The 24,009-nt window shown below is 56.5% G+C and carries 23 protein-coding genes; 8 read left to right on the top strand and 15 right to left on the bottom strand.

From position 1 onward, the window contains the following. Window positions 1-203 precede the first annotated feature (203 nt). The 10 genes from U5G49_RS16590 to U5G49_RS16545 all read right to left on the bottom strand — a co-directional run bounded on the left by U5G49_RS16590 (window position 204) and on the right by U5G49_RS16545 (window position 10,327). Window positions 204-1,184, bottom strand: coding sequence for a glycosyltransferase family A protein (locus U5G49_RS16590; RefSeq protein WP_018243209.1), 981 nt, complete (start codon window positions 1,182-1,184; stop codon window positions 204-206). Further along, entirely contained in the window at window positions 1,181-2,065 is an 885-nt protein-coding gene (locus U5G49_RS16585; RefSeq protein WP_193445046.1) for a glycosyltransferase family 2 protein, read from the bottom strand. Before U5G49_RS16585 ends, U5G49_RS16590 begins: the two co-directional genes overlap by 4 nt. A 24-nt stretch (window positions 2,066-2,089) precedes the next feature. Continuing rightward, window positions 2,090-3,034 (bottom strand): glycosyltransferase, encoded by a 945-nt coding sequence (locus U5G49_RS16580; protein WP_193445047.1) that lies wholly within the window; start codon window positions 3,032-3,034, stop codon window positions 2,090-2,092. Between the two features lie 82 nt (window positions 3,035-3,116). Next, the gene (locus U5G49_RS16575) at window positions 3,117-3,938 is read right to left on the bottom strand and encodes a galactosyl transferase (protein WP_193445048.1); all 822 of its coding nucleotides are present in this window, start codon (window positions 3,936-3,938) and stop codon (window positions 3,117-3,119) included. An 11-nt stretch (window positions 3,939-3,949) separates the two neighbouring features. Continuing rightward, window positions 3,950-4,981 carry a polysaccharide pyruvyl transferase family protein gene (locus U5G49_RS16570; protein ID WP_018243205.1) on the bottom strand — a complete coding sequence of 344 codons (1,032 nt, stop codon included), beginning with the start codon at window positions 4,979-4,981 and terminating at the stop codon, window positions 3,950-3,952. A 30-nt stretch (window positions 4,982-5,011) separates the two neighbouring features. Then, window positions 5,012-6,514 carry a lipopolysaccharide biosynthesis protein gene (locus tag U5G49_RS16565; protein WP_026188495.1) on the bottom strand — a complete coding sequence of 501 codons (1,503 nt, stop codon included), beginning with the start codon at window positions 6,512-6,514 and terminating at the stop codon, window positions 5,012-5,014. A gap of 151 nt (window positions 6,515-6,665) precedes the next feature. Then, window positions 6,666-7,568: an exopolysaccharide glucosyl ketal-pyruvate-transferase gene (gene pssM, locus U5G49_RS16560; protein ID WP_018243203.1), complete on the bottom strand. Its 903-nt coding sequence runs from the start codon at window positions 7,566-7,568 to the stop codon at window positions 6,666-6,668. Further along, window positions 7,565-8,071: an acyltransferase gene (locus U5G49_RS16555; RefSeq protein ID WP_026230735.1), complete on the bottom strand. Its 507-nt coding sequence runs from the start codon at window positions 8,069-8,071 to the stop codon at window positions 7,565-7,567. The genes pssM and U5G49_RS16555 overlap by 4 nt, the downstream gene beginning before the upstream one ends. Next, a complete protein-coding gene (locus U5G49_RS16550; protein ID WP_018243201.1) occupies window positions 8,071-9,222 on the bottom strand; it encodes a glycosyltransferase in 1,152 nt (383 codons plus the stop codon). Before U5G49_RS16550 ends, U5G49_RS16555 begins: the two co-directional genes overlap by 1 nt. Before the next feature lie 31 nt (window positions 9,223-9,253). Further along, entirely contained in the window at window positions 9,254-10,327 is a 1,074-nt protein-coding gene (locus U5G49_RS16545; protein ID WP_026188494.1) for an endo-1,4-beta-xylanase, read from the bottom strand. A gap of 203 nt (window positions 10,328-10,530) precedes the next feature. On the opposite strand from U5G49_RS16545, the gene U5G49_RS16540 reads away from it, so the two are divergent. Further along, window positions 10,531-10,908: a hypothetical protein gene (locus U5G49_RS16540; RefSeq protein ID WP_193445062.1), complete on the top strand. Its 378-nt coding sequence runs from the start codon at window positions 10,531-10,533 to the stop codon at window positions 10,906-10,908. Between the two features lie 110 nt (window positions 10,909-11,018). Here the strand turns inward: U5G49_RS16540 and U5G49_RS16535 are convergent, their stop codons facing one another. After that, window positions 11,019-11,909, bottom strand: coding sequence for a DUF6030 family protein (locus U5G49_RS16535; protein WP_018243198.1), 891 nt, complete (start codon window positions 11,907-11,909; stop codon window positions 11,019-11,021). Window positions 11,910-12,647: 738 nt separating this feature from the next. Between U5G49_RS16535 and U5G49_RS16530 the strand changes: the two genes are divergently transcribed. The 7 genes from U5G49_RS16530 (at window position 12,648) to U5G49_RS16500 (ending at window position 18,318) form a co-directional block, all read left to right on the top strand. Continuing rightward, on the top strand, window positions 12,648-13,340 hold the full coding sequence (locus U5G49_RS16530) for a class I SAM-dependent methyltransferase (RefSeq protein ID WP_018243197.1): 693 nt from the start codon (window positions 12,648-12,650) through the stop codon (window positions 13,338-13,340). A 171-nt stretch (window positions 13,341-13,511) separates the two neighbouring features. Next, a complete protein-coding gene (locus U5G49_RS16525; RefSeq protein ID WP_018243196.1) occupies window positions 13,512-13,937 on the top strand; it encodes a helix-turn-helix domain-containing protein in 426 nt (141 codons plus the stop codon). A 9-nt stretch (window positions 13,938-13,946) separates the two neighbouring features. Then, window positions 13,947-15,794: a peptide antibiotic resistance protein gene (locus U5G49_RS16520; protein ID WP_065277194.1), complete on the top strand. Its 1,848-nt coding sequence runs from the start codon at window positions 13,947-13,949 to the stop codon at window positions 15,792-15,794. A gap of 20 nt (window positions 15,795-15,814) precedes the next feature. Further along, a complete protein-coding gene (locus U5G49_RS16515; RefSeq protein WP_018243194.1) occupies window positions 15,815-16,027 on the top strand; it encodes a hypothetical protein in 213 nt (70 codons plus the stop codon). Between the two features lie 41 nt (window positions 16,028-16,068). Further along, entirely contained in the window at window positions 16,069-17,262 is a 1,194-nt protein-coding gene (locus tag U5G49_RS16510) for a YcaO-like family protein (RefSeq protein WP_193445049.1), read from the top strand. After that, a complete protein-coding gene (locus U5G49_RS16505) occupies window positions 17,259-17,966 on the top strand; it encodes a TfuA-like protein (protein ID WP_193445050.1) in 708 nt (235 codons plus the stop codon). The genes U5G49_RS16510 and U5G49_RS16505 overlap by 4 nt, the downstream gene beginning before the upstream one ends. A 103-nt stretch (window positions 17,967-18,069) precedes the next feature. After that, window positions 18,070-18,318, top strand: a complete 249-nt coding sequence (locus U5G49_RS16500; RefSeq protein ID WP_065277190.1) for a hypothetical protein — start codon at window positions 18,070-18,072, stop codon at window positions 18,316-18,318. Between the two features lie 266 nt (window positions 18,319-18,584). On the opposite strand, the gene U5G49_RS16495 is transcribed toward U5G49_RS16500, so the two are convergent. The 4 genes from U5G49_RS16495 to U5G49_RS16480 form a co-directional block, all read right to left on the bottom strand. Next, window positions 18,585-18,791, bottom strand: coding sequence for a hypothetical protein (locus U5G49_RS16495; protein WP_032980530.1), 207 nt, complete (start codon window positions 18,789-18,791; stop codon window positions 18,585-18,587). 1,268 nt (window positions 18,792-20,059) lie between these two features. Continuing rightward, window positions 20,060-21,184, bottom strand: coding sequence for a glycosyltransferase family 2 protein (locus tag U5G49_RS16490; RefSeq protein ID WP_018243189.1), 1,125 nt, complete (start codon window positions 21,182-21,184; stop codon window positions 20,060-20,062). Beyond that, window positions 21,181-22,935 carry an ABC transporter ATP-binding protein gene (locus U5G49_RS16485; RefSeq protein ID WP_193445051.1) on the bottom strand — a complete coding sequence of 585 codons (1,755 nt, stop codon included), beginning with the start codon at window positions 22,933-22,935 and terminating at the stop codon, window positions 21,181-21,183. The genes U5G49_RS16490 and U5G49_RS16485 overlap by 4 nt, the downstream gene beginning before the upstream one ends. Then, on the bottom strand, window positions 22,928-24,004 hold the full coding sequence (locus U5G49_RS16480) for a glycosyltransferase family 2 protein (RefSeq protein ID WP_018243187.1): 1,077 nt from the start codon (window positions 24,002-24,004) through the stop codon (window positions 22,928-22,930). The genes U5G49_RS16485 and U5G49_RS16480 overlap by 8 nt, the downstream gene beginning before the upstream one ends. Between the last annotated feature and the right edge of the window lie 5 nt (window positions 24,005-24,009).

Raw genomic sequence — 24,009 nt, 5'->3', positions numbered from 1 at the left:
TCTCCTATATTTGACCGATGATAGGGGCGAAAAACCGTTCTGTACGAACAGCGATTGTGTCACGATAGTTCAATAGAAGTGTACCATTTTTGGCTGGGTCGATTGAAGCCTTGAAGTTCATGGACAGCCAATCACTCATGATATTTTCAACTGGAACATAATAAGGGTCAAAACTCTTCCAAGGGCGCTCGCACAAACAAATATCAGAGAGCGGCATTGGGCTTGTATTCCTGGTATGCATGGCCGAGAATCCCATTAACCATGCCCGCGCCGCGCAGAACATGGGTGAGGGCTCGCATGCCCCAATAGGGTGAAATCAAGATCGCCGGCAGCATGACCAGCCCAAGGATGACTCTCGTGGCACCATAGGCCGCGCGATAGATCCGGCGCTTGAGGTTGCCATGCAGGACCTCGCTGACTGCGAAGGTATTGCCGAGCCGGTATTGTCTTTGCAATACCCATTTCCAGGTCATCCGGCTGGCCGGAACGATATCATGGACGAGCGCCTTGTCAGCCCAGAAGACCTGCATGCCACGGCGGATGGCTTGGTTGAAGAAAAGGTAATCCGTGCCCCCGGTGAAGCGCATCTTCTCTTCAAAACGCAGATTCCATGAGCGGATCAGGGGATAGTCGAACATGACGTTGTTAGAGGCCGCATAAGAAATGCGTTGACCGTCCTTGTTCTTCTTGCGCTCGAACACCCTTGCCTTGATGAAATATTCCGGCGGGTTTTCGGGATAGACCGGTTGGACGGGGCCGTAGACGCAATCGGCGCGGTTTTTCTCCCGTGTCTCCAGCATCGCGTCCAGCCAGCCATCGACCGGCCATTCGTCATCGTCGAGAAAGCAGAAGAGGTCAGTGCCGGGAGGCGCTGAATCCAATGCGCGATTGCGTGCAAAGGGTATGCCCTGATTTTGTTCGATGACGTAGATCAGGTCGTAGGCACCTGTTTGGCCAAAGCTCTCTACCGTGGCCCTTGCGCTGCCGGCCGCATCATTATCGACGATCACCATAGTGAGATGATAGGGGCGAGCCGGCTGCCTGACCTGGCGCGTCATGACGTCAAGAAGCTTGGCGATCCCGTCGAGGCGGCGATAGGTCAGCACGCCGACGGCGATCCTCAGCGGCGCGGCGCCTACTTCTGTGCCGACGGATGAATGCGGAAAAGTCTTTTGCTGATTCATGACTGTCCTCTCCGCAGCATATTTCCCAAACGCTTGCGCGCCGCCATCAAGGCCACTTCGGTCGCGGCAGCATCGCCGAACGGACCGCCGGCCACCGTGTTGCGAGCTTCACCCCGGAGCTTCAGAAGCGATGTCGTTTCGGCAATTCCGCCGGCCACGAGGCTCTTGCCGAGTGCCTGCAGCCCGTCATAGCGGCGTGCCAGTTCGAGCCCAGTCGCGATCATGATCCGTGGGCGCAGCGTCTTTGCCCTGCTTGTGCCCGTGTACCGGTTCGACTCATGAATGCGCTGAAACGTCAGCGGTGTTTCGACGATGGCGCCGCGACCCAGATAGGCGGCTGCAAACTTGATGTAATTGTCGCTGAGGACGACGTCTTTCGCGACAGACATTGGCAGGATCTGAGACAGCAGATCGCGGCGGAAGCTCAAGCCGGATGTCGGCACAGGAAGCGAGGGAAAGCCGCCCCTGCGCAGCGTATCCCGCTTGTCGAACAGCGTCACCTGCAGCTCTGTTGGAGGCCGGTCGCTTTCCTCAGTCGTCACCCGGTCGAAGCACCAGTCGATCTCGCTGCGGTCGTAGATTTCGGCTATACGAGCGAGCTTGCCCGGCAAGAATGCATCATCGGCATCGAGGAGGAAGAGGACATCACCGCTTGCGGCCGCAAAACCCGCGTTGAAGCTCGAGGCCTGGCCACCGTTTTCCTTCAATACCGTCAGGATCTGTTCACCGTAGGAGGCAAGGATCTCTTGGGAATCGTCCGTCGATCCGTCGTCGACCACCACCACTTCGAAGTCGGGGTAGGCCTGTGACAAAACACTGTCGATGCATGGGCGCAAAAAGCGACCATAATTGAAATTGTTGATGAGCACCGAGAGTTTCAATTTACTGCCTCCTGGGCCAATCGATCACCGCGCGAGCGTCTGGGGCGCATATCGGCGAATTCCAGCACGATATCCACGCATGTAGTAATATTTCCAGATAGCCCAGAAACGCTTCTTTGATTGCGGCAAGAGATAAAGCATGGCTGCCCGAAATGCCCATTGCGCGCTTTCGATCCAGATCGGTAGTGGAACTCCGCTGAGCCTCACCCCTCCAGGTACCTCGTCAGGGAAGAGCGCCGGCATGCCATAGCCAAGCCGTTCGCCGCGCTTCTGTACCCAATCCTCAGTGACACTTGATGCCGGTATCCAGTGATGAACCACGGCCTCCGCGCATCGATAGGACTTGGCGCCATTTGCCGCCAGTCGAATGATGATTTCCGCATCTTCACCCATGGCAAATATTTTCCCTGGGAGAGGGCCGATATCTTCCCGGTAGCGCACGCTCGTTCCGAGCAACTCTCGCCGAATGATCGTGTTGGGACCCCAGACTTTCGTCGGGTCACAAGGTCCGCTTTGCGCTTCATCGACGATCGCGAAAGTCGAGCCCATTGGAATCCAATCGATAAAGCGGCCCTTCGGCTCCTTTTCCCAATCGGGGACGATTCTGCCTCCGAACACGCCATAGCCCGGATGGGCGATAGCGCAGTCGACGATCGCTTTCAGCCAGTTCGGTTCGGCGCGTATGTCGTCGTCCGTAAAGACAATGAGATCTCCCTTTATTTGATCCAAAGCCAAATTCAGCGCGCCAGACTTTCCCGGCTTGCGCTGCTGCAGGATGGTGATGGGAAGCTTCTCGCTGTACGATTTCAAAAGCTCAAACGTATCGTCATTGCTATTATTGTCGACAGCAACCAATTCCCATCGATCATGGGGAAGCTCCTGGCGCACCAAGGAATCCAAAGTATGGCGCAGCCGGCGGCTGGCGCCATTGTAAGATGAAAAGAGCACGCTGACGAAGAGATCCGACATCAGTTACCAACCCTCTTGGTGAAGTCGTAAGAGAAGAGCTTCATGTTTTGACTGCCTGTGCGATGTTCGAGCAGTTCGGCGCCTACGCGGGGTTTGACCGTGTCTTGCCGAAAAACTCGCGCCTGTGACCCTCGCCGAGTACCCTCAGCTTGCGAAGATTGCGTAACCACCGCCGCGGTTTGGTGAGCACACCGCGGTTGAGGAAATACTGCCGCAGCAGGCTCGGTGCCTGACTATGCGATCCGCCATGGGCGACCCGATAGACCGCCCCGCGAAACGGCAGTTTCGTTAGCGGCGCGCCCCGCTGGGCAAGGATGCTTGCTATGCGGACATGGCTGCCCAGCATCGACTTGATCCAGTCGAGCGAAGCCTCCTCGAAACGTTCCGGCAGTTGGTAGAGATCGGCACGTATGATCAACGAGGTACCGCAGAGATGGCTGAAGTCGTCGTGGCCAAACAGGAAGTTGCCGCCATCGTCCCAGATATAACCATGATCGATCGTCCATCCGTTGGCGTCCCGATTGTCGGATACGTGTTGAACGATCCGAGAGCTGACGAAATCGTCGTCATCGACAATCATGAAGAAGCGACTGTCGGTGGCGTTCAGCATGCCGCTCAGAACGCGACGGCCTTTGTCTGCCCGGAAGGCATCAAGGAAGTCTTCCTTGCTGCCCTTTCCGAGCTCATGCAAGTCGTTCGGCGGAAAGGTGACACGCACGGCGGAGAATTTTTCCGGCAGGTCAGGCAGATCCGCACCTTCGTTTGCCACGATGATGCCGCGCCAGTCTCCATTGGTCTGGTTGGAAATGGAAGCCACGGTCTGGGTCAGGTTTGCCTTCAGCCTGCTCCAATCGCGGGCATTGTCCTGATGTCGGACCGGGATAATGAACGTGACAAGTGTCATCGAATGCCCCCTTAAGCCCGCAAGCTCACAGCTTCTTTTGCATCGACACGCCCCTTTGCCGCCTGACGACGCGCCCACTCTATTCCGTCCTCGAGCGAGGTTGCCTTGTATGAAAGGTCGGTTCCGCCGGAGAAAGCATTCATGAAGCGGCGGATCTTTCCATAGCTGTTGTCTAACACGGCATGCGGGCGGCCGAGCAGCAGCGAGCAGATATGGACGTGCAGGCGATCGGTCACGATTGCGCGGGCACGCGAAATCTGACTGATGCCGCGCTCGAAACGGTTGTGTGCCGCAGCGTCCAGTCTGCGCAAGGCAACTTCGCTCGGCTTCAATGCGAGATAAGCCGAAGCTACCCCCAACTTCTTGGCGATATCGACCTTCCGTTTCGACTCGGTAATCCAGTCTTCCACAGGAATATCGGAAGGAATTGTGCGATCGGTACCGCCAACCCGTTCTGCATCCTCCCGCAACATGGCGAGGACGGGAATCTGTGTCGCCCTTTCCGGAAGCGGACCGATGGCAAAAGCCATGTCGGGGCATAGTCGTACGGTGCAGTCGAAGTGTTTTTCGGAAAACTCCTTCGATTCTTCGTCGCGCACGAGCAACACGAAATTCTTGTGGCGCCCGATTGCCCGTTTGGATTGCTCGATGCGCTCAGGCGAGCTGTAGTGGATCGACTGCGGGAACTGGATGATCTGCCGATCCGGGAAACGCTCCATGATCGATTCGCGGAAATCCTGGTGGGCAACCCAGATATCGCCGAAATTGCCGCCGCCGTGAATGAAGATCGGGCCGGTCGGTACCCGCCGTTTCAGTTCGTCGGCGGAGAAGTCGTACAGTCTGGAAACATAGTCCGGGCGCTTGCCGAAGCGATCCTTGAGATAGGCCATCTCACCCAGCCAGATTGCCGAGTCGCCGCAATTGCGGATGTCGGGAAAGTCGAGAATCGCAAGCGGCTCGTCGCGCGAGACATAGTCCTTCAGGCAATCATGGATCATGCCGTTGAGTTTTGAGATCAGCTCCGATCTGGATTGGCTGGTCATTCTGCCTCTCTTGTTGATGTTCGTTTAACTTCAGGCCGACTTGGGTACGGCAATACGTTTGGCTTTTGACAGGAACTTGACAACGATCCGCTGAACTTCGGTTTCCGGGCCGTTTGGCTTCTTCATCGCGAGCCAAAGGACACAGCTGGAACCGACATAGAGGATACCGCCGGTGACGACGAGGATGGCCAGGTGAAGAGCCAACGCCAATTTGTCGGTGGGGGTGTTCAGGACATGCGACAATCCCCAGACACCGGCAGCCATCACGGCGACACTGGCAAGCGCGCGGAAGTTTGCCGCGAGCTGCTGGAAGAATGGCAGATTGATCAAGCGCTTGACGAGAAGCATGTTGACTACGGTGGAAATCAGGCCCGTCAACACGCGGGCATAAACGACGCCCGGAAGCCCGGCCATCATGAGACCAGCGATGATGATGGGCACGCGGACCACCAGCATCTGCGTGTCGCGGATGAACAGCATCTTGGTATGGCCTTTTGCCATGCCGAGCGGTTGGACGAGCGAACCGAGGGTCTGCAGGGCAAAGACCGATGCGAGTGCCTGTACGATGAAGATGGCGGGAACCCACTTTTCTCCCAGGGCAAGCCGCATCATCGGATCAGCCACAACAGCCATGCCGATACCGGCCGGAAGCGCCACCGCCGCCAGAAGCGCCTGTGCACGCTGATAGGCTGCGATCAGCCGGACCGGGTCGTTGCGGACCTTCGAAAAGCCCGGGTAAATCGTCTGGTTCAATGGCGCCGTCGCCTCGCGCGTCGGCAGCGTCGAAAGGGTGTTGCCGACGGTATAATGGCCAAGCTGCGTGGCGCCCAGCATCTTGCCGATCAGCAGGTATTCGATGCGCCAGTTCAGCGTGTTGACGATCTGTCCCGCCGTCAGCCACACCGAGAACGAAAACAATTCGCGTGCATGACGAAAGGTGATGCGCGGCCAGAACGGCAGGACGGTGTAGGAAACGATGATATTCGTGACCTGATAGGCGAGGGTGCCGATAACGAGCGCCCAATAACTCTGGTAGATGGCAGCAATTGCCACCGTCACGACGAAGCCGACCAGCTTTTGCGAGACGTTGAGTACGAACTCCTGCCAGAAAATCAAATCACGCTGCAGCATGACGCGGCGTGGATTGGCCAGACCACTCAGGAGCAGGCTGAAACTCAAGGCAAGCATCACGCTCGTCAGCCGCGGCTCGTTATAAAATTCAGCGATCGGATAGGACGCGGCGGCAAACAACAGCGCCAAAACAGCGCTTCGCGTCACGCTCAACGTCCACACCGCGCTGAAGTGCGTTTCGCTGGGAGACTCGTGGCGGATAAGCGCCTGATTGAGCGAGAGTTCGGTCACCGAGCTCAAGATGACCTGGATCGTCGTTGCAATGGCGACGAGACCAAAATCAGCCGGCACGAGATACCAGGCGAGCACAAAGGTGCTGAGTGCCGAAAGTCCGTTGACGATGGCGCGGGACAGACTCAGCCACATGCTGCCCTGAATCAGTCGGTCGGTAACACTGCTCATAAATGAATGGCTCCGCACGTCGAGGACATTGACCATTTAATTGGACTGCACGCCCATCCAAAATGCCTTTCCCTTTTGCAGGTGCAGAAGGGGTTGATGGAGTTAGAAAGCATCATGCCTTGTTGCCTCGTCACGAACCCGGTTTGCGACCTCACAGAACGCTTGCCGTTTTCTTGGAAAAATCTTGCTTCAGTCGGTTTAGCTCAAGCAGCATTCTGTCGTGCGCTTTCACGATAGACTCATCTGTGCTGAGCTGGCCCGGCTTCTCTGCTACCCGCTGCAACGTCTTGACCGTCGACCCGAAGACATAGTTGCCAGTTAGCTGTCGGATACGGCGGTGGCGGAACGTTATGTTCTTCAAAAGGTAGGTATTTTTTCGTACCAGCGACGCTCCGGCTTCAACAAGGTTCGATGGGCCGATCGGATCGAAATCGATCTCCAGATCGAGCGCACTCGCCCAATCATACCACTTGGCGCGATTGCCTGGCGCGATCGGCCGGATCGCCCGCCAAGGAACGCGTAGCGCATCGGATATGATGCAGCCATGCATCGCCTCGGAGACGACCTTATGTGATGCGCTGATCTCGGTCAGAACCTTTTCCACCGACCAACGGGGATCGATATAGTGGATGCCGGCGAGATCGCAGACTTTATCCCAGCTGCCGTACATGGCGCTTTCATAATGCGGCATGAAGGAGACGGGATAACGCTTCTCGATGCTTTTGGCATCCCAGCAGCTGCGCGTGAGGATGCCCGAATCGCCGATGGCGTAGCTCGGATCGATGCCGAGGATTTCCGCGGTCTTCTTTCCGCGCACGAAATAGAACGTCCAGTTGCCGTCGACCTTCGGCGGGTTGGTGTAGCCGCCATAGCCCGAGCCGAAGACGATCTTCTGCATGTTCGGGTCGAAATTGTCGTAGAGGATCGAGCCGATGCCGAGAAAGAGCTGGCTTTCGTCCTCGTCGAAGAAGCCGGGCAGCAAACGCTCCCAAAGCCAATGGTTCAGTTCGTCGCCAAAATTCTCGTGTTTCCCCCGGTAGGCAAACATCTTCATCGTGCTTCTCCAGTCGGCAAGTGCGTCACGATCTGCGAGACCGTGTCCTCTTCGCGAGCCATGCGTCCGTAACGCGAAATGATCTTGATGTCGCTGCGGATTATCTTTGCCGGGTTGCCAGCGACAAGCGAGCGCGGCGGCACGCTCTTGGTCACCACCGAGCCCGAGCCGATGACGCATTCGTCGCCGATCTCGACGCCGGGCAGAATGATGCTGCGGGCGCCGATGAAGCAGCGCTTGCCGATCCTCGTGTGAAGATAGAGCCCGCGCGTGAGATCGTGGGTCAGAATCGCCGCCTCAAAGGCGACGTAAGTTTCCGCGCCGATATGCAATCCCCTAGGGTTGGTCTTGTCGAAACGCACGCTCAAGGAAAAGCTAGCCGTCGGATCGATGTCCATTCCCCAGAATTTCGTATAGTAGAGCCACTTGGCCTTCACAAATCCGTTCCGCAGTGGCCGAAATACGTTCAGTCCCCACTTCGGCTTTTTTCCTGTCTGCACCATCAAGTCCGACCCCGGCTGGAAAATTCGTCTAGCACGGAACTGTAATAGTCCTCGAGCGTCCCCGTCTGACGACGTAAGTCGAAGCGCTCGGCCACCAGAAGCGGTGCCCGCGCGCTAAAGGCTGTCCACAGGGTCTGGTCGTTGAGCAGTCTTCCGACCGCGTCCGCCATTCCTGCGACATCCCGCTCCTCCACGAGATAACCAGTTTTCCCCTCTTCAATCGCTTCGCCGACGCCTCCCGAGCGAAATGCGACGACCGGAGTACCGACGGCTTCCGCCTCGAGATTTGCGAGGCCGAAAGCTTCGGCGTGACCATTGTCGAGGGTCACGCTTCCATGGAGATAAAGCTCCGCACTGGCGAGCAGATCTCTTATCTCCGTCTGCGACAGATTTTCATGGATCGTGACGCTTGGCAAGGAACGACGCGCCAGTGCTTCGATTTCCTCCTTCAAGGGACCCTGGCCGACCATGACGAATTCGACCGGGGTGCCGGCGGCAGCCACACGCGAAAGCGCATCGATCATGAAACGATGGCCCTTATAGTCGACGAAGCGGGCAATTGAAACCACGCGCCCTTTTTTTCGGGGACGGGGTTCCATTTTGAAGAGATCGAGATCGATGCCGATATGATGGCGATAGACGCGATCGGCTGGAAAGCCGAGTGCCAGCAACCGGTCTCGGATGAAATCGGAAACGGCGATGTTCCAACTGTTCCATCTGGCCATCTCACTCCGGCCCTTGGCGAAGAAACGCACCTGATTGAAGCCGCCCGGCTTTTTCGGATCGCCGCCATAGGTGGCGTCAAAGCCGTGAAACGTCGTGATCAGCGGCTTGCCGGCGGCCCGGGCCAGCGGGCCGATGACATAGCCGTTCTTTCCAAAATGGGCGTGAACGAGATCGGCTTTGCCGATCGCAGGAAAGAGGAAGGGAAGGCCGATCTGCGGGATTTTCAGTAGCAGTTCACCGGCCCGCGCAATGGGAGAGCGACGGATGTCATGAACCGGAACAGTGGATTTTTTTGTATGCGCCGAAGAAATTCGCGAGCCGGCAAGAATTTCAGCTTCGAAAGAACGAAACGCTACCGCCTGGTTGAGAACAAACGCCTGGCTGGCAGGCAAAAATTTTTCCACATAAATAACGGCTTTTTTCATGAATCTGTTCGCGTCTCCGTTGTCTTGTGCATCACATCGCCTCTATTGCCCGCCGGATACCGTCGATCGCACTTCTTGGCGCATTATTTTCGTCGTAAAGATTAACGCGCTTCGTGCAAGCCGCAGCGGGATCGGCCGCTTTCTCATCGCGCTCGCCGTATTTTTCCGACATGCCCCATACTGTCACGCCTTTCAAGTCGCCATGTTCGGCCGCCACGGTGATCACGTCACTGAAAATATCGGCGTAGGATGCCGGCGTGAAGGCTTTGTCGCGGTTCAGGAAGTGGCAGGACGCATCCAGTTCGGTGATGAAAACGCCGACACCCATGTCCTTCAGCGCCGCGCAGAAGCGTCCCATTCCTTCCGGATCGATCCGGTCGAGGCCGGGGCGGAAATGCGCCTGCAGCCCTACCGCATTGATCGGCGTTTTTTTGGCGACGAGATCCTCGACGATTTTCAGGACGCGCGCACGCTTCTGTTCGAACACGTCGGATTTTTTCTCCAGATGCGTTTCGTTGAGGACCAGCGTCGCGCCGGGATTAGCTTGGTGCGCCATGTCGAAACTCATACGGATATAATCGTCGCCAAGAAGGCGTCGGAAAACACAATCCCGCAGATCCGCTGCATCATACTCCAACGGCTCGTTCACCACATCCCAAGCATCGATCGAGTTCTTATAGCGAGTGACAACCTGTTTTATATGACGGTTCATGGCCGCCTGAATGGTCTTTGCGTCCGTGATATCAGACACCCAGCCCGGGACGCGATACCAAATCAGCGTATGGCCATAAACCCTCATGTTGTTTTTACGTGCAAATGCAACCATGCGGTCGGCGCTACCGAAGCTGAAAACACCCGGTCTCTTTTCCGTCGCATTCCACTTCAGCTCGTTTCGCGGCGTTATTGAATTGACGTTGTCGATGTAAATCTCGGAAGCGATTGGATCGTTGATGTTTTGCAGGTCGATTGCCGATCCGAATCGGAACGACTTCCTATCGGCGAGGGCGCGCAGCCCTGCAGAGGCAGGCACCTGCGCTAGGGCCTGGCCCGCACGAACATACAACAGAGCGAGCGGAACCGAGGCGAGGAAACGTCTTCTATTCATTCTATCTCTCACTGTTAGCTTTTTTCATGTCCGCGGTGGAATTTGAAGGGCCAGGCTCGTCGGCACCGATCCATCACGGGATTCGCGTTCAATTCAGCAGAGTAATGCAACCTCAAATATACTTTCGCCGCAGGGGATATTCGGTGTCTGCTAGACTTTTCAGCATATTCCAAGATATAAACCGCTCGGGGAGGGCGCTCGTGATGGAAGATTGGTCCAGCTATCTCATGAGCTATTTTTATATGGCATTTCAAAATGCCGTTTTTTTTATGGCGCCCGTTCGAAACGATCTATCGCTCCTCGATGACCGGCAGTTCGCAGCCCTTGTTCTCGGCATCATCGGCGTCATTTTCCTCCCGTTCGCAGCGCTCGTCAGAATGTCGCGGCGGCTGCGTCAATCGGAGATCGTCATTCGCTCGCTGAACGAAGACCTTGCGCAAGTCACGCAGGACCTCAATGTCGAGCGTGTCTGGCGCCTGGCGGGTGGGGACAGCACCGAACGGCCGAGTGCGGACAGTTTGAAAGAGCTTTACAAGATTCTGGCCAGAGATCACGACGATGCAAGTTACATGGCGAGATAAGTCGGCGCGCGGCGGGAAGCCAGAAATCTAGAAGATGTCCGCCTTTTAGTGCTCTATCTCTTTGTTTTTGCACAATTTCTGTGAAGCCGCTGCGCACCTTTGGAATTGCTCTAATGCCGATGCTCCGGACTTTCTGCCGGGGCCTCGGCATCGGAAGGCTCGGAGACTGATTCCGGTTGCGCGCTGTTGATGTCGACCGCATGGTCGGGCAATGGCAGCCATATTCTGCCGGAAAAGTAATTTCTCGTTCTTTTTTGCGGTCCTGAAGTCGCGTCCAGCGAGAGTGTGAAATTGTAATTCCCGGGATTGAGCACCTCGCGGGTGAAGCTGATACTGGCTCCGAAGCCGTCTTCCTTGATATCCCTCAGGTTCTTGATGGCGTTCAGGGTCTCGTGAAAATCGAGCCATTGCGGTTGCCGCAGCATGATTTGGAAAATTCGCAGAATGCCGGGATCGAGCTGGCCATTTTGATCGGTCTCGGGATTGACGATCTTCACGCGCATATTGTTGATCGTGCCGGCGGCGTCGCCGCGAACGATGACGAAGATGGAGTTCGGGAGCTGATCCTTTTCCCGCTTGCCACTCTGCTCGAAAAAGCATTCGAACGTATCGGCGTTGAAGCTCGTCGCCGCCCAATCGGTGGTTTCGATGCCGGCATTGCGCAGCGCCGCACACATTGCGGCGCCGGATATCCGCCATGTCCGTAGAAAAGTCGACGCGGTCTGTGCGGCCGGCGGTTCAATGACATGCAAGGGAAGCGCGAAGGTGGCTGGAGGCGCCGGACGGGGAAGAGCTTTGGGCGGCGGCGGCCTAACCTCAGGGGGAAATAGATCGAAGCCAAAATAGTGGCTGACCGTCTTTAAGTGTTTCATGTCGTTGGAAAGCAGCACCGTTCCCATAACCAGCGAGAGGGAAATCGTCAGCAGCAACCAGAAGACAACGGGAATCCGCGGTTTTCTCACCGGCTGTTTCGCATATGCGGACGACGAAGTATCGGGCAAGCTTGTCTTCTCCGGCGTGCGAGAAGGGTTTCGATCGGGCGGTCTAGAGTATTTCCGTTTTTCTCCAAGCCACGGAACCCTCTATCTTTTTGTTTTTGCGCAATTCCGGACGCAAACCGCCGCGCACTTTTGCTGGAATTGCACCAAAGCATGTCGCGCAAAAGTGTGCAGCGGTTTTGCGACAACGACATGCGTAAAATCAAAGACCTAAAGCGCGAGGAGCGAATCTAAAAGATCGCGACGCGCTTTAGATCAAGCATATACATTCAGCCGTTAAATATCTTTGGCTTCGTGTCGGCAATTGGGCACCTTTGTGTGTCATCAGGAAGGGAGCGCTGCAGATTTCGGCGGAGGCGCTTCAACCCTATGTCAATTGGGAAGCTCCAAGATAGCTAGGGGCAATCGCGGTGGAAGATGGCGAATGATCTCACCATTCGGTCTATGAATCGATCAGCGTTAGCTCGGCTTCCGCGTGATTTCGACGGATTATTGTTTTTATTATTATGATTAAGGTAGGATATTTTGGACAGTTTCTGAATTACTATATGATAGCTATCCATATATATTAATTTATATTATAGTCTCAGTCTATTTTCGCGCAAAAGTTTTTATTTTTATTATGAAACCATAGATTATATTTTGGATATCCTTGGAATCGGACGGGTTTTGGCGATTTTCATCAAATTTTCGACGTATTCTTCGATAGGGTTTGCCGCGCAATCGCCGAGGGGAAGGGATATGTCCGTCGAGCTAGACGCAACCACCTATGTTCACGCCAAACCGACCACTGCGCATTCCTACATCTTGCCCGCCGTGCTCGATGTGCTGGAGAGCCATTTCGACGGTGCTCTTGAGAACGACGTTTTTGACTTGGGATGCGGTACCGGCGGGGCAGCTGCGGCTCTTGCGGGAAAGGGATATTATGTCGTCGGCGTCGATCCTTCCAGCGATGGCATCGCGAAGGCCAATGTCAATTATCCCGAACTGCCGCTGAATGTCGGCTCGGCGTATGACAAGCTTTCCAGGGAATATGGCACATTCAATGCCGTCATCAGCCTGGAGGTCGTCGAGCATGTCTACGATCCGAAGGCTTTCACCTCGACGATGTACGATCTCGTCAAGCCGGGCGGTATCGCCGTGATTTCGACGCCCTATCATGGTTATCTGAAGAACCTTGCCCTGGCTGCGGTGGGGAAAATGGACGACCATTTCATGCCGTTGACGGATCATGGGCATATCAAGTTCTGGTCGAAAAACACGCTGCGTACGCTGTTGCTGGATGCCGGCTTCGACAATATTCGTTTTGAATATGTCGGAAGGATTCCCGTTTTCGCCAAGTCGATGATCGCTGTTGCGCAAAAGCCTCTTAGACACGGCGTCGGAGCTGCACTGATTTCGGACGGCATTCGTCCGCTGCGACGTGCGCGATAAAGCACGGCGCGCACCCGCGCCAAATGCCGCCCGTTGCAATAATCCACAGGTTGCTTTTACTGTCTGCACTGCTGAAAAAAACCCTTACGAAATATTTACTTTTAGTTGCATTCTTGCTTAAACTCTCCATTATACAGCTGGGCGTGCTGATAACGCGGGAGACTTATTCACATGAAGGCTAAATCGCCGAATTCGATCGACGTCTATGTTGGCAATCGCGTGAGAGTTCGGCGGAAGACGCTCGGGATGACCCAGAACGGCTTGGCCGAACTTCTGGGCATTACCTTCCAGCAGATCCAGAAATACGAAAAAGGAACGAATAGAATAGGGGCCAGCCGTCTTCAGCGCATATCCGAGATTCTTCGCGTGCCCGTCGGCTTTTTCTTCGAGAACGGCGGCGCCGGGCCGATCGATGGCGAGACGAGTGAATTGAACAGCTTTTTGTCCTCGAAAGAGGGACTGGCGCTCAACAAGGCATTCATCGCCATCGAGGACCCGAATATCAGGCAAAAGCTGGTGGCGTTGGCCAAAAGCCTGGCAGCCGCGGGATTGCCTGAAAGCGACATTGAGTTGCACGATTCGGTTATGAACAGCTGAGGACGTATCGTGCTCCATCTGCAGACATTCGGCGATCTGCGGTTGATCGAGACGAATGGCGATCCGGTTCGCTATCCGATCAAGGGCCTGTTGATGATGGCCCATCTCTATGCCGGCGCGGGCCATGAACTCAGCCGCTATGAATTGGCTCAGTTTCTATGGAATGACGTCGAAGCTGATCTGGCGCGGCTCAATCTGCGCAAACTGCTTTCCCGCATCCGCGAGACAGACGGCGGACGCGCCGAAATGCCCTTCGATTTCACCGCCACCACGGTTCGTCTCAACACGCAGGTAGTTTCCAGCGATCTGGATATTTTTCGCGCCGGCGGTTCGCCGCTGGAGCGGCTGAACGCGATCGCCGAACTGACCCAGCGCGGGTTCATCGGAAATATCAAACCAGCGACAAAGTTGATAGATGCGTGGATCAGGGCGCAACGGGACACTCAGGCGCTGCAATTGCGGCAGGCATTGCTGGATGCGCTGCCGGATGCGCAAAAGCCCGGCGCGACGCGCACCATTTCCAACGCCGCCCTGCAGATCCTCGAACGGGATCCGAAAGACGAGCAGGTCAGAGCCTTACTGCACCGGCTATCTGGCAGTTCGTCCCTCAATGAGAGCTTGTCGAACGGCGACGATCATGCCCGGGTACAGGTGAAGCGGTCAGAGGCCGGTGGTGAGACACCTGCCGACATCGAGCGTATATCGCCGATGCCGCTGATCTTGCCTCGCCTGGTGCTGCTTCCCCCGACGTCGAAACATGCCGATGCCGGACTTGCGCTTGCCAACGCCCTGATCGAAGACGTCACGATCGAACTCTGCGCGCTCAGAAACATTTCCATCGTCGCGCCACATACGGCCGGCCAGATCCGCCGCGACTCCGAGAAGGCTGCCGTGGTCGCCCGTCATTCGATCGCCTATCTTCTGGATACAAAGCTTTCCGAAGAGGGATTATTCGCCCAGCTGGTTTATTTTCCCACGGACGAGATTATCTGGGCCAATCGCTTTGCGATGACGCCCGATATATTGCCGCGTCAGAGACGGCTGATCGCGCAGCAGCTGACCATGTCGGTGGCCCGCGAGCTGGCTGAAAACGAGGAAGAGCGCTTACGTTTCGAAGCCAATCCTGAGGCCTATCACGCCTATCTGGTCGGCTCGAGCCTGATGAGCAAGTTGACATTGCCGCATATCCGCCGGGCACGGAAGGCATTCAAGCAGTCATTGTCGCACAAGGCGGATTTTTCTCCGTCATTTACCGGGCTGGCGAGGACCTTCACCAGCGAGTGGCTTGTGACGGCGCAGGGAAACAATGAGCTGCTGCATCTGGCGGAACAGAATGCACTTCGGGCCATCGAGCGGGACCCGGCATCGGCGGCGGGCCATCGCGAGCTTGGCGTCACCAAACTCTATCTCGGCGATGTCGATGCCAGTGTCGCCGCACTTCATCTGGCGGAAGAACTCAGCCCGCATTTTGCCGATGTCATCTATAGCCATGCCGACACGCTCGTGCATGCATCCCGCCCCGGCGATGCGCTCGCCAAGATCAAAAAGGCGATTTCGCTCAATCCGATAGCGCCTGACGCCTATCTCTGGTGTGCTGCGGGAGCGAGTTTTTTCCTGGAACAGTACGAGGAGGCCATCGCCTATGTCGAGGCGATGAAAGACAAAGCGCCGGCCCATCGCATCGCCGCGGCCAGTTGCGCAATGATCGGCGATCGAAAACGGGCGCTCTTCCATCGGCAACGGGCCGAAAGCATCAACCCGGTCTTCGACGTCGAGAAGTGGCTCGCCATCGTCCCCTTCAAGGAACATTGGCAAAAAGAGCTATATCGGGAGGGCCTATTGAAGGCCGGTTTTTAACAATAACTTAGGGGCATTACATGGCCAAAGTTGTCATTATAGGTATACCCGGCGAGGCGGGTCTCTGGCTTGCCGATCTCGGTGCGGGTACGGTCAAGCCTCTCAATCCGACGGGGGATTTGGGGACTGCGAACGACCTGCGCAAAGCCGGCGGCACATTTGTGAAGGGCGTCGACCTCGCCGTCGCCGTTTCGTCGGCGCAGGTTGCCCTTTCCGGTCACGTCGACGGCTGAGCCGGCTTCTGACGGACTGGTCCGTATATTCCGAGAGGGTTATGTCGCCGCGGGAAACCCTTTCCCGCGTCGAACCTCTTTTGGCCGGGTTCGGCATTACCAGGGTTGCGCGACATACCGGACTGGACGACATCGGAATCCCGGTCTGGTGCGCATATGCCCCGAATTCCCGTTCGATCGTGATTGCCCAGGGAAAGGGCCTGACCGATATCGACGCCAAAGTATCCACTGTTATGGAAGCCCTCGAGCGGGCGGTTGCCGGCGAACCCTCCGTCGTTCTCGTCCACGACACCTCTTCCCGTCTGCAGGCGATGGGACGCAAGACCGACATGCTGAACTGCCTGACCGCTCTTCATAAACCCGATCTCGGACCGGACGAGGAGACGGATTGGGTTGCCGGCGTCAATGTCCTCACCGGCGACGAGGTTTATGTCCCCTTTGAAGCGGTGGTGCTCGACCGCACCCGTGACGCGCGATACTGGATGTCTTCGGACGGCCTGGCGTCGGGAAACAATGCCGAGGAGGCGATCTTTCATGGCGTCCTGGAGCGTATCGAGCGTGACGCCCATGTGCTCTGGCAGGTGGGCGCGGAAGCGGATCGTTACGCTGATTGCGTCGATCCTCGCGGCTTTAAGGACGGCGCTTTGGGCGGGCTGATCGACAAGATCGAAACATCGGGATTGGCGCTCAGGCTCTTCGATATCACCAGCGACATCGGGATCCCCTGTTTCACCGCCATGCTGGGCCCTGGGGATCTCATTCCGGGCCGTCGGGCTCTTCACGGCGACAGGGAGATTCGCCTCGTCGAGGTGACCGGCGGCACCGGCGCTCATCCGTCTCCCGTGCGCGCGGCCATTCGGGCGGTGACGGAAGCCGTGCAATCCCGACTGACCTATATCAGCGGAGCCAGGGACGATATTTCTCCCGCAACGTTCTCACGATGCTTGCCGCCGCTGATGCGGCAGGCCTTCGCTGCGATTGCGGCACCGCCCGCTGCCGCCATCGGCCGTGACGGGGTGGCAGGACATGGGCAGCAGGATCTGCCTCACTTGCTGCAGCATGTGCTCGACCGGCTACGCAACAGGCAGATCGCTTCGGTGATCGCCGTGCGCCTCAGCGACGACACGCTTCCCTTCAGTGTCGTCAAGATTGTCATTCCCGAGCTTGAAAATCCGGAGGGGGAGCGCGCCCGGCGGTTCGGAACCAGGGCGCTTGCCAGGGCAATAGGGTTTTGAAGATCATTTTCGCAGGGCCCAGTCTTCCCGATGCGGCGTCGCTTGCCGGCGAGGGCATAGGCGTCCTGCCGCCTGCGACGCAGGGCGATGTCTTGGCTGCGGTGGAACAGGGCGCCAATGTCATCGGCCTGATCGACGGCGGCTTCGAATATGCCGCACCGGTCTGGCACAAGGAAATTCTCCATGCTCTTTCGCTGGGCGTCGCGGTTCTCGGGGCGGCAAGCATGGGTGCGCTGCGCGCTGCCGAATGCCATTCGTTCGGCATGATCGGGATCGGCCGCATTTTCGAAGACTATCGCACCGGCCGGCTGGTCGACGATGCCGCCGTCGCACTCACTCACGCGCCGAGCGCGCTGGGCAGCAAGCCGCTGACGGTTCCGCTCGTCAATGTCAGCGCAACGCTCGATGTGATGGAGGATAGCGGGCAGCTGGCCAGTGGGTTGCGTCAAGAGCTCGAAGATGCCGCAAGCGTGATATTCTTCAAGAAGCGAACGTGGCGGGCGGTCGTCGAGCAATGTGCAGGGCTGGCCGAGCCGGATCGTCCGCGGCTGCTGGCGGCACTTTTGTCGAATGCCGTCGATCAAAAACGCATCGATGCCTTGGAATTGTTGAAAGCCGTGCAGGACGCCCGCGACATTCGCTCGAATGCAGACTTGCCGTGGAAACTGCACGAAACCGCATTCCCCACGCGCCCTGCATTGTGAATCGAACTCGGCATTTGTCACCGAGGGTTGTGTCACGCTTTTTTCACGGGCTGGATCACGTCCACAGGCGTATCATTCCTTCAATTCATTGGAGAAATGGGGCATGGGCGTGACATCGGTTGTCAAGATAAAAGCAGACCAAGGGGCAGAAGACGGACTGGAAGAACTCGTCGCATTGGCGCGGATGATCGCCTATGCGCGACAGGTCTCTCAGGATGTCAAACTGCCGTTTGCGACGAATTGCCTCGACCTTGCGCTTGAGGCGGTGAAGCAGGAGGTCGGGGAGGGCTTGACCAGGGAATTGGCCGAATTGAGCTCCCCGGTTCCGCAAGTGAGCGTGAGAAGCCATTAGGCCGGCATGCGTCCGATCGGACGCGCCGGAAACGCACTACCACTTCAAACACATGCATAACCCCGAAAATCGGCATCGATTTTCGGGGTTATGCATGTGTTGCTGTGCAAGTGAGCGGTCAATCGAAATCCATCTGTGAGCTGGCGCCAATTGTAGGTTGGGAGAAGCCCGCCTCGTTCTGGGCCGGGCGCACGCGGAAGCGGCGGCGATTTTGGGTCTCACACATCGTGCGGACGATCGGCCGATTGGCGGCCGATCCGTTGACCTCAATGGGTCAAATTGCGCTTCTGGGCCAGCAGCAAAATGTAATCGTCGGCAATGTCTGCGATGGCCATGGCGACTTCCGCCGGATCGCATCCCTCGACCTTCGTATTTGTAATGAACTGATAGACCGCCTTTTCGATCTGCTTCCGGCAGATCATCACGCGCTCATCGTAACCAAATTCCGGAATCTGCGATGCCATATCACTCATCAGGTCGGCTCCCTCGCTACTTACAGTGACCATGACACAAATTATAAGTTGAGCAAGCAAATGCTTTATGAAGGGTTAATTCGCCGGCGAGGTGCGACCATTTCGACACAGGTCGGGGCATGTCGGGGCCTTCGATGTATTGAGTCAGGACTGTCCAACTTCGCCCAAGCATATCTCGCCAAGAGGATAGGAATTTCTGACGCCGCAAGGACAGGCTCATATGCCGACGCTTGATATGGCAGACCGAATGCTGTTGGCTGAATCGGCCAGTCCAGATCGTATTGAATTATATAATAACTTTATTTATCAGGTTGTTAATGTTTCGTGCTGCGGTGTTAAATTGCATCGGCAACTTTTTCACGCCCGGCCAGCCCAGGACTATTGGACCATCGGCCGTAACAACATCACCAGTGTGCCGGCAGGTTGTCGGACCGTTGAGAACCGGGGGAGGGAAATAACTTTCGGGAGATTTCTCCGAAAGCTAAACGCCGATTCTTGTGAAATGAAGGAGCTAATAAAACCAATAACGATAATTGAGTAGAAGAAATAAAATTTATCAAAAGGTAAATTTATTGTTTTCAGATAATGGTTGTATTTAAACATCAATTATAAGACGATTGAAATTATATCAAACTATAATCGCGGGATGTGTTCTGCTTAGGAGCATCAGCGATAATTATAAATTTCTATTGGAAAACAATATCAACTTCATGACGATTGCTCCGCTTCCGCAATTTCATTGCGGATCTCGAAATATCCGGAGATAAATTGCAATTATGGTCAAAATATTAAGCGGGGAAAGCCGGAAATTCGACCGTCACTTGCCGATGATGCGGGATTTTCTCATCAAGCCGATCTCAACAGCGTAATATCGTCATCTGAAGGAAGATCTATCTACGCTGATGCAGCGACAACGGCGACCGCATTTGTGCAACCAGCCGAGAAGCAAAGTTGAGGACCCGCCGGGGTGGGTGACGGGTCCTCCAGTCGGAATGCCTGCACTGTACGTAGGTATGATTTCAGTTAAATTCGACATTGTCGAAGATCATTATTGGGGTAGTTCTTTTTTTCTTTAGATTACTCTCTTTTTTAGCAATTGCTATTCTACATCAATATAAAATTTCATAGTACAAAATAGTGAGATAGTCACCAGGCTGATGGAAAGGAAGGGGTGTCAAACCTTTGGATGTTTGACGGCGCTGGATCTCTTCGGCGCGACAATAGCGGCCGAGCGGAAAACGCCGTCGACAGCCGTTCAGCCGACAGATTCAAGCCTCCTGCAATGAGGTCGCCGCAGCGCATTCGTCAGACCGATCGATCTCGGATAAGCGGCTGAGCAATGTCTTCGTTCTGAAGCGAGACCAACCGCCGACCAAGGGCAGAAGCGGGTCTATCTCTTCGAATTTCCTCAGATTCTTTTGCTTTTGCTCCCTCGCTGGCCAGATTTTCGACAACGCCCTGCGTGCGGCTCTGTCAGATTTTGTAAAGATCAATCTGGCGAGGACGCCGGAGGCGACCATAGGGCTATGATGATAAATGTGTTTGAGCGAGGTCGCAGCGCTGGGCCAATCTTTCAGAGCGGCAAATTTTGAAAATGCATAAAGATGCGCCGACGCGCGGGCGCAGCTGACGACAAAAGCCGGAAGCTGGGGATTGCGAGCGATACATCGCTCGGTCACCGCCAGAAGCGATCGCGCCATCCGCGACCTGTCTGAAGACATGGCTGCGGAATGCGAGCGATACCCCACCAGACCCAACGGCACCGTCTCGATCTTGAAATGTTCAGCGGTGCGGAGTTCGAAATCGAAATCCTCGCATCCTCCAATCCCCTTTCTGGCATAGCTTGAATCGTAGCCGCCGATCTTGTCGACGACAGCGCGGCGAACCATGAAGCCGCTGCCATTGCCGACGAAGCGGAATACGAGATGACGGTTGAGAATGCTGTCCCGGGCGTTCAGCGACGAACCGGATCTCGTGCAATATCCTTCGGTATCGATGAAGCGGTGAAGGGCATACACCGCGCCCCAGGCGTCCGGCAGGGGATGGAGCGCCGCAAGCATTCTTTCGACATAGGTCGGATGCCATATGTCGTCCGCATCGAGGAAGGCGATATAGGCGGATTTCGATGCTTTTATTCCGCTATTGCGAGCCGCAGCGACGCCACGGTTTTCGGTCGACAGAATCCGGATCCTTGGGTCGCCCGCGGCGAAACGGCGACAGATCGAGACCGTGTCGTCCGTCGAACCGTCGTCGATGATGACGATCTCCAGCGCCTTGTGGGTCTGGTTGCTGACCGACTGGAGCGTGTGGGCAAGGTAGCGGCTGGCGTTATAAGCAGGGATAATAACGGCCACTTGAATGCGGGATGTGGTTGGCATCTCCATGGCTGTCACCCGAGCTTGGATGTGGGGGTGGGGGGGCGGAGATCGATCCGGTTCTTCATCAGCCTGGCCACAGCGGGCCGATGGCTAACGACGATCAGCGTTCTGCCGGCGTCTTCTTTCATTGCCGAAAACACCCGCATCTCGGTCTCTTCGTCGAGTGCGCTTGTTGCTTCGTCCAGCAGCAGGATCTGAGGCCGGCCGGCGAGCGCACGCGCCAGACCTATGCGCTGCCTTTGTCCGCCCGAAAGCCGGATCGCCTCGTCGCCCAGCCATTCATCAAAGCCATACGGCAGATCATTGATGAATTCCGTTGCGCAGGCCACATCGGCCGCCCAGCGGATATCCTGCTCCGAGATATCGCGACGAAACCGGATGTTGTCGAGGACCGTGCCTTCCATCAGTTCAACATCCTGGCCCGACACGGAGAGCAGTTGCAGCCAGCTGGACCGGTCGATGGTTGTCAGATCCCTGCCGTCGACCGTGATCAGGCCCCGGGTCGGCGGGTTGAGATCGAGAATCATGTTGAGGATGGTGGTTTTGCCGGAGCCACTCGGCCCCGTCAGAGCCGTCGTCTCGCCTGCTCTGATTGCGAAGCTGAGGTCGTCAACCGCCGGGGCGTTCGATCGCTCATAGGCGAACGAGACGTTGTGGAAGACAATCGCCTCCGCCAGGCGGCTTACCTTCTCCCCTCGCGATGCCTGCTTGATGTCATCCTTCTCTGCAAGCAGGGCAAGGACGTTTTGCAGGGACGCTTCCATCTCGTAAAGGCTGAGAATCTGGGAATCAAATCCCTTGATATGCGGCTGAAGCCTGTAGAGAAGGATCGTGGCCGAGAGCGCCGCCTTGAAATCGACCGGCAGGAATTCGGAGGACAGAATGATCGTCAGGATGACCCCGAAGGTCAGCATTTCGCTGAGAAGCGAGGTTATCGCTCCCATCCCATCCGACCGGCGCCAGGTCTGGCCGACGTCGTTGGAAAGCGCCTCGAAGAGTTGTTGATGGCGCTTTTCCATGCCGAAGCTTTTGACGGCCTTCAAAGTCTGCAGCGTTGTCCAGCTCAACTGTGTCAAGGCTTCCACCGCAGCCAGTGCAGAGGCACCGAGACGGCGGTAGGCACCGGCAAAGAAACCCAATACAAAATTATGGATGAAGCCGAAGGCGAGAGCCAGCAACGCGATCGGCCAGGCCATGACCAGCATGCCGACGCCGAAAATCACAATCGTCCCGAAATTCACCCCCAGACGTACCAGGCTGGCATGCGCCGACGACACCGCATAGGATTCGGTCGCGATGACGTTGATCAGGTCGCTGCGCTCATAGTCTTGAAAGCGCTGGAAGGGCATGGTCAAGACCTTGGCGTAGAGGCGGTCTCGCATGCGGTCGCTAATTCGGTGGTTCACTGCGCTTGCAATCAGCGAATTGGCGCATCCCAATAAAATCCGGAACAGGATGGAGCCGATGAGGATGCCGATCAGGACAGGCTTCGAAAGACTGAGGTCGATGCCGCCGAAAATCGCTGGAAGCCATGCGACGGCGGAGCCGGAAACGGGACCTTGCTGCCCGAGAAGAAAGACGAGGCTGACCAGAAAGGTGATGCCGACCATTTCCGAGAACCCTGTGAGAATTCCCAGGATGATCATCACCGTCATCTTGAGCCGCAGCGCCGGTACGAGTTGCCGAAGCTCGCGAAACCGAGATGCAACGACCAGGTTGTAGGCTCTTGCGGGCATAGCGGAAGGTGGCTTTCGAAACCTATTCATTGTCGACCATCCGCGAAGAGGTCAGGCTTATTGTCTCCCTGGCAGGCGTGGCCGCGAAACGATCGCTGAATGCTGTTCCTGGTTGCGGCAGGGGGGCGCTCCCAAGGCGGATTTTCGGCCGCGCCGAAGACTTGCCGAGGGCGCGCTTTGCCGTCCGCAGGACGCGTTTTGCTTGGCGCCAGCCCTGCTGTACTCCATGGACGACGAGGCGCGAGGAATATTTTCTGACCATCATCGGCGCCAGCTGTTTGACCTGGGCAAAGTCATTGCCCAGAAACGCCTTTTTGAAATACCAGCGTGCGGTGTTGAACTCGGCTGTCTGGATGTCGCGCGTAAACTGCGGATAGCGCGTGATGATCGGGGCCATGACCAGGGCGTGGGATTTCAGCATCCTGTAGGCGTTGCTGGACATATTTCCCTTGGTAAAGCGATAACCGGTCAGGAAATCGGGAACCAACACGAAGGGCAAGGTTTCGGCCAAGGACAGATAAAGTTTCAGATCCTCACATCCCTCGGCGCCGTTGTCGCGCAGGCTGGCGTCATAGCCGCCGCAGCGAAGAATGTCCGCCCGCGGCATCAAGGGTGTGCTGCCATTGCCGATGAAATTTTCCCGCAACAGCGGTTCGAAGATAGTCCCTTGATGCAGGACTGGTCGCGAATGACCGAAAATGATGCCGTTCTCGTCGATCGCCGCATACCAATTGTAAGCGACTCCGCGTCCGTCCGGAAATTTCCCTAGCGCCTCGAGCTGGAGTTCGATTTTGCGAGGGTGCCATAAATCATCGGCATCGACGGGGGCTATATAAAGGCCGCGCGCGTCCTCGATGCCGTGGTTGCGCGCGCGGGCAACGCCGCCATTCTCCTGGCGGAGAACACGGACACGGTGATCGGTCAGGCTGTAGTCGCGAGCAAGATCGAAGGTACGGTCCCGCGATCCGTCGTCGACCACAAGGATTTCGAGCTTGTCATAGGACTGGCTGGAGACGCTTTGCAATGTTTCGGCAAGCGTCTTTTCGGCGTTGTAAGCCGGTATGACGACGGTGATGAGAGGGGCCGCAACGCCAGTCATGGTAT

Origin of the sequence: Rhizobium indigoferae, assembly GCF_034554815.1 — a bacterium.
GTDB lineage: Bacteria > Pseudomonadota > Alphaproteobacteria > Rhizobiales > Rhizobiaceae > Rhizobium > Rhizobium leguminosarum.
Note: the sequence above shows the minus strand (reverse complement) of the source record. Positions and strands in the feature narration are given on the sequence as shown.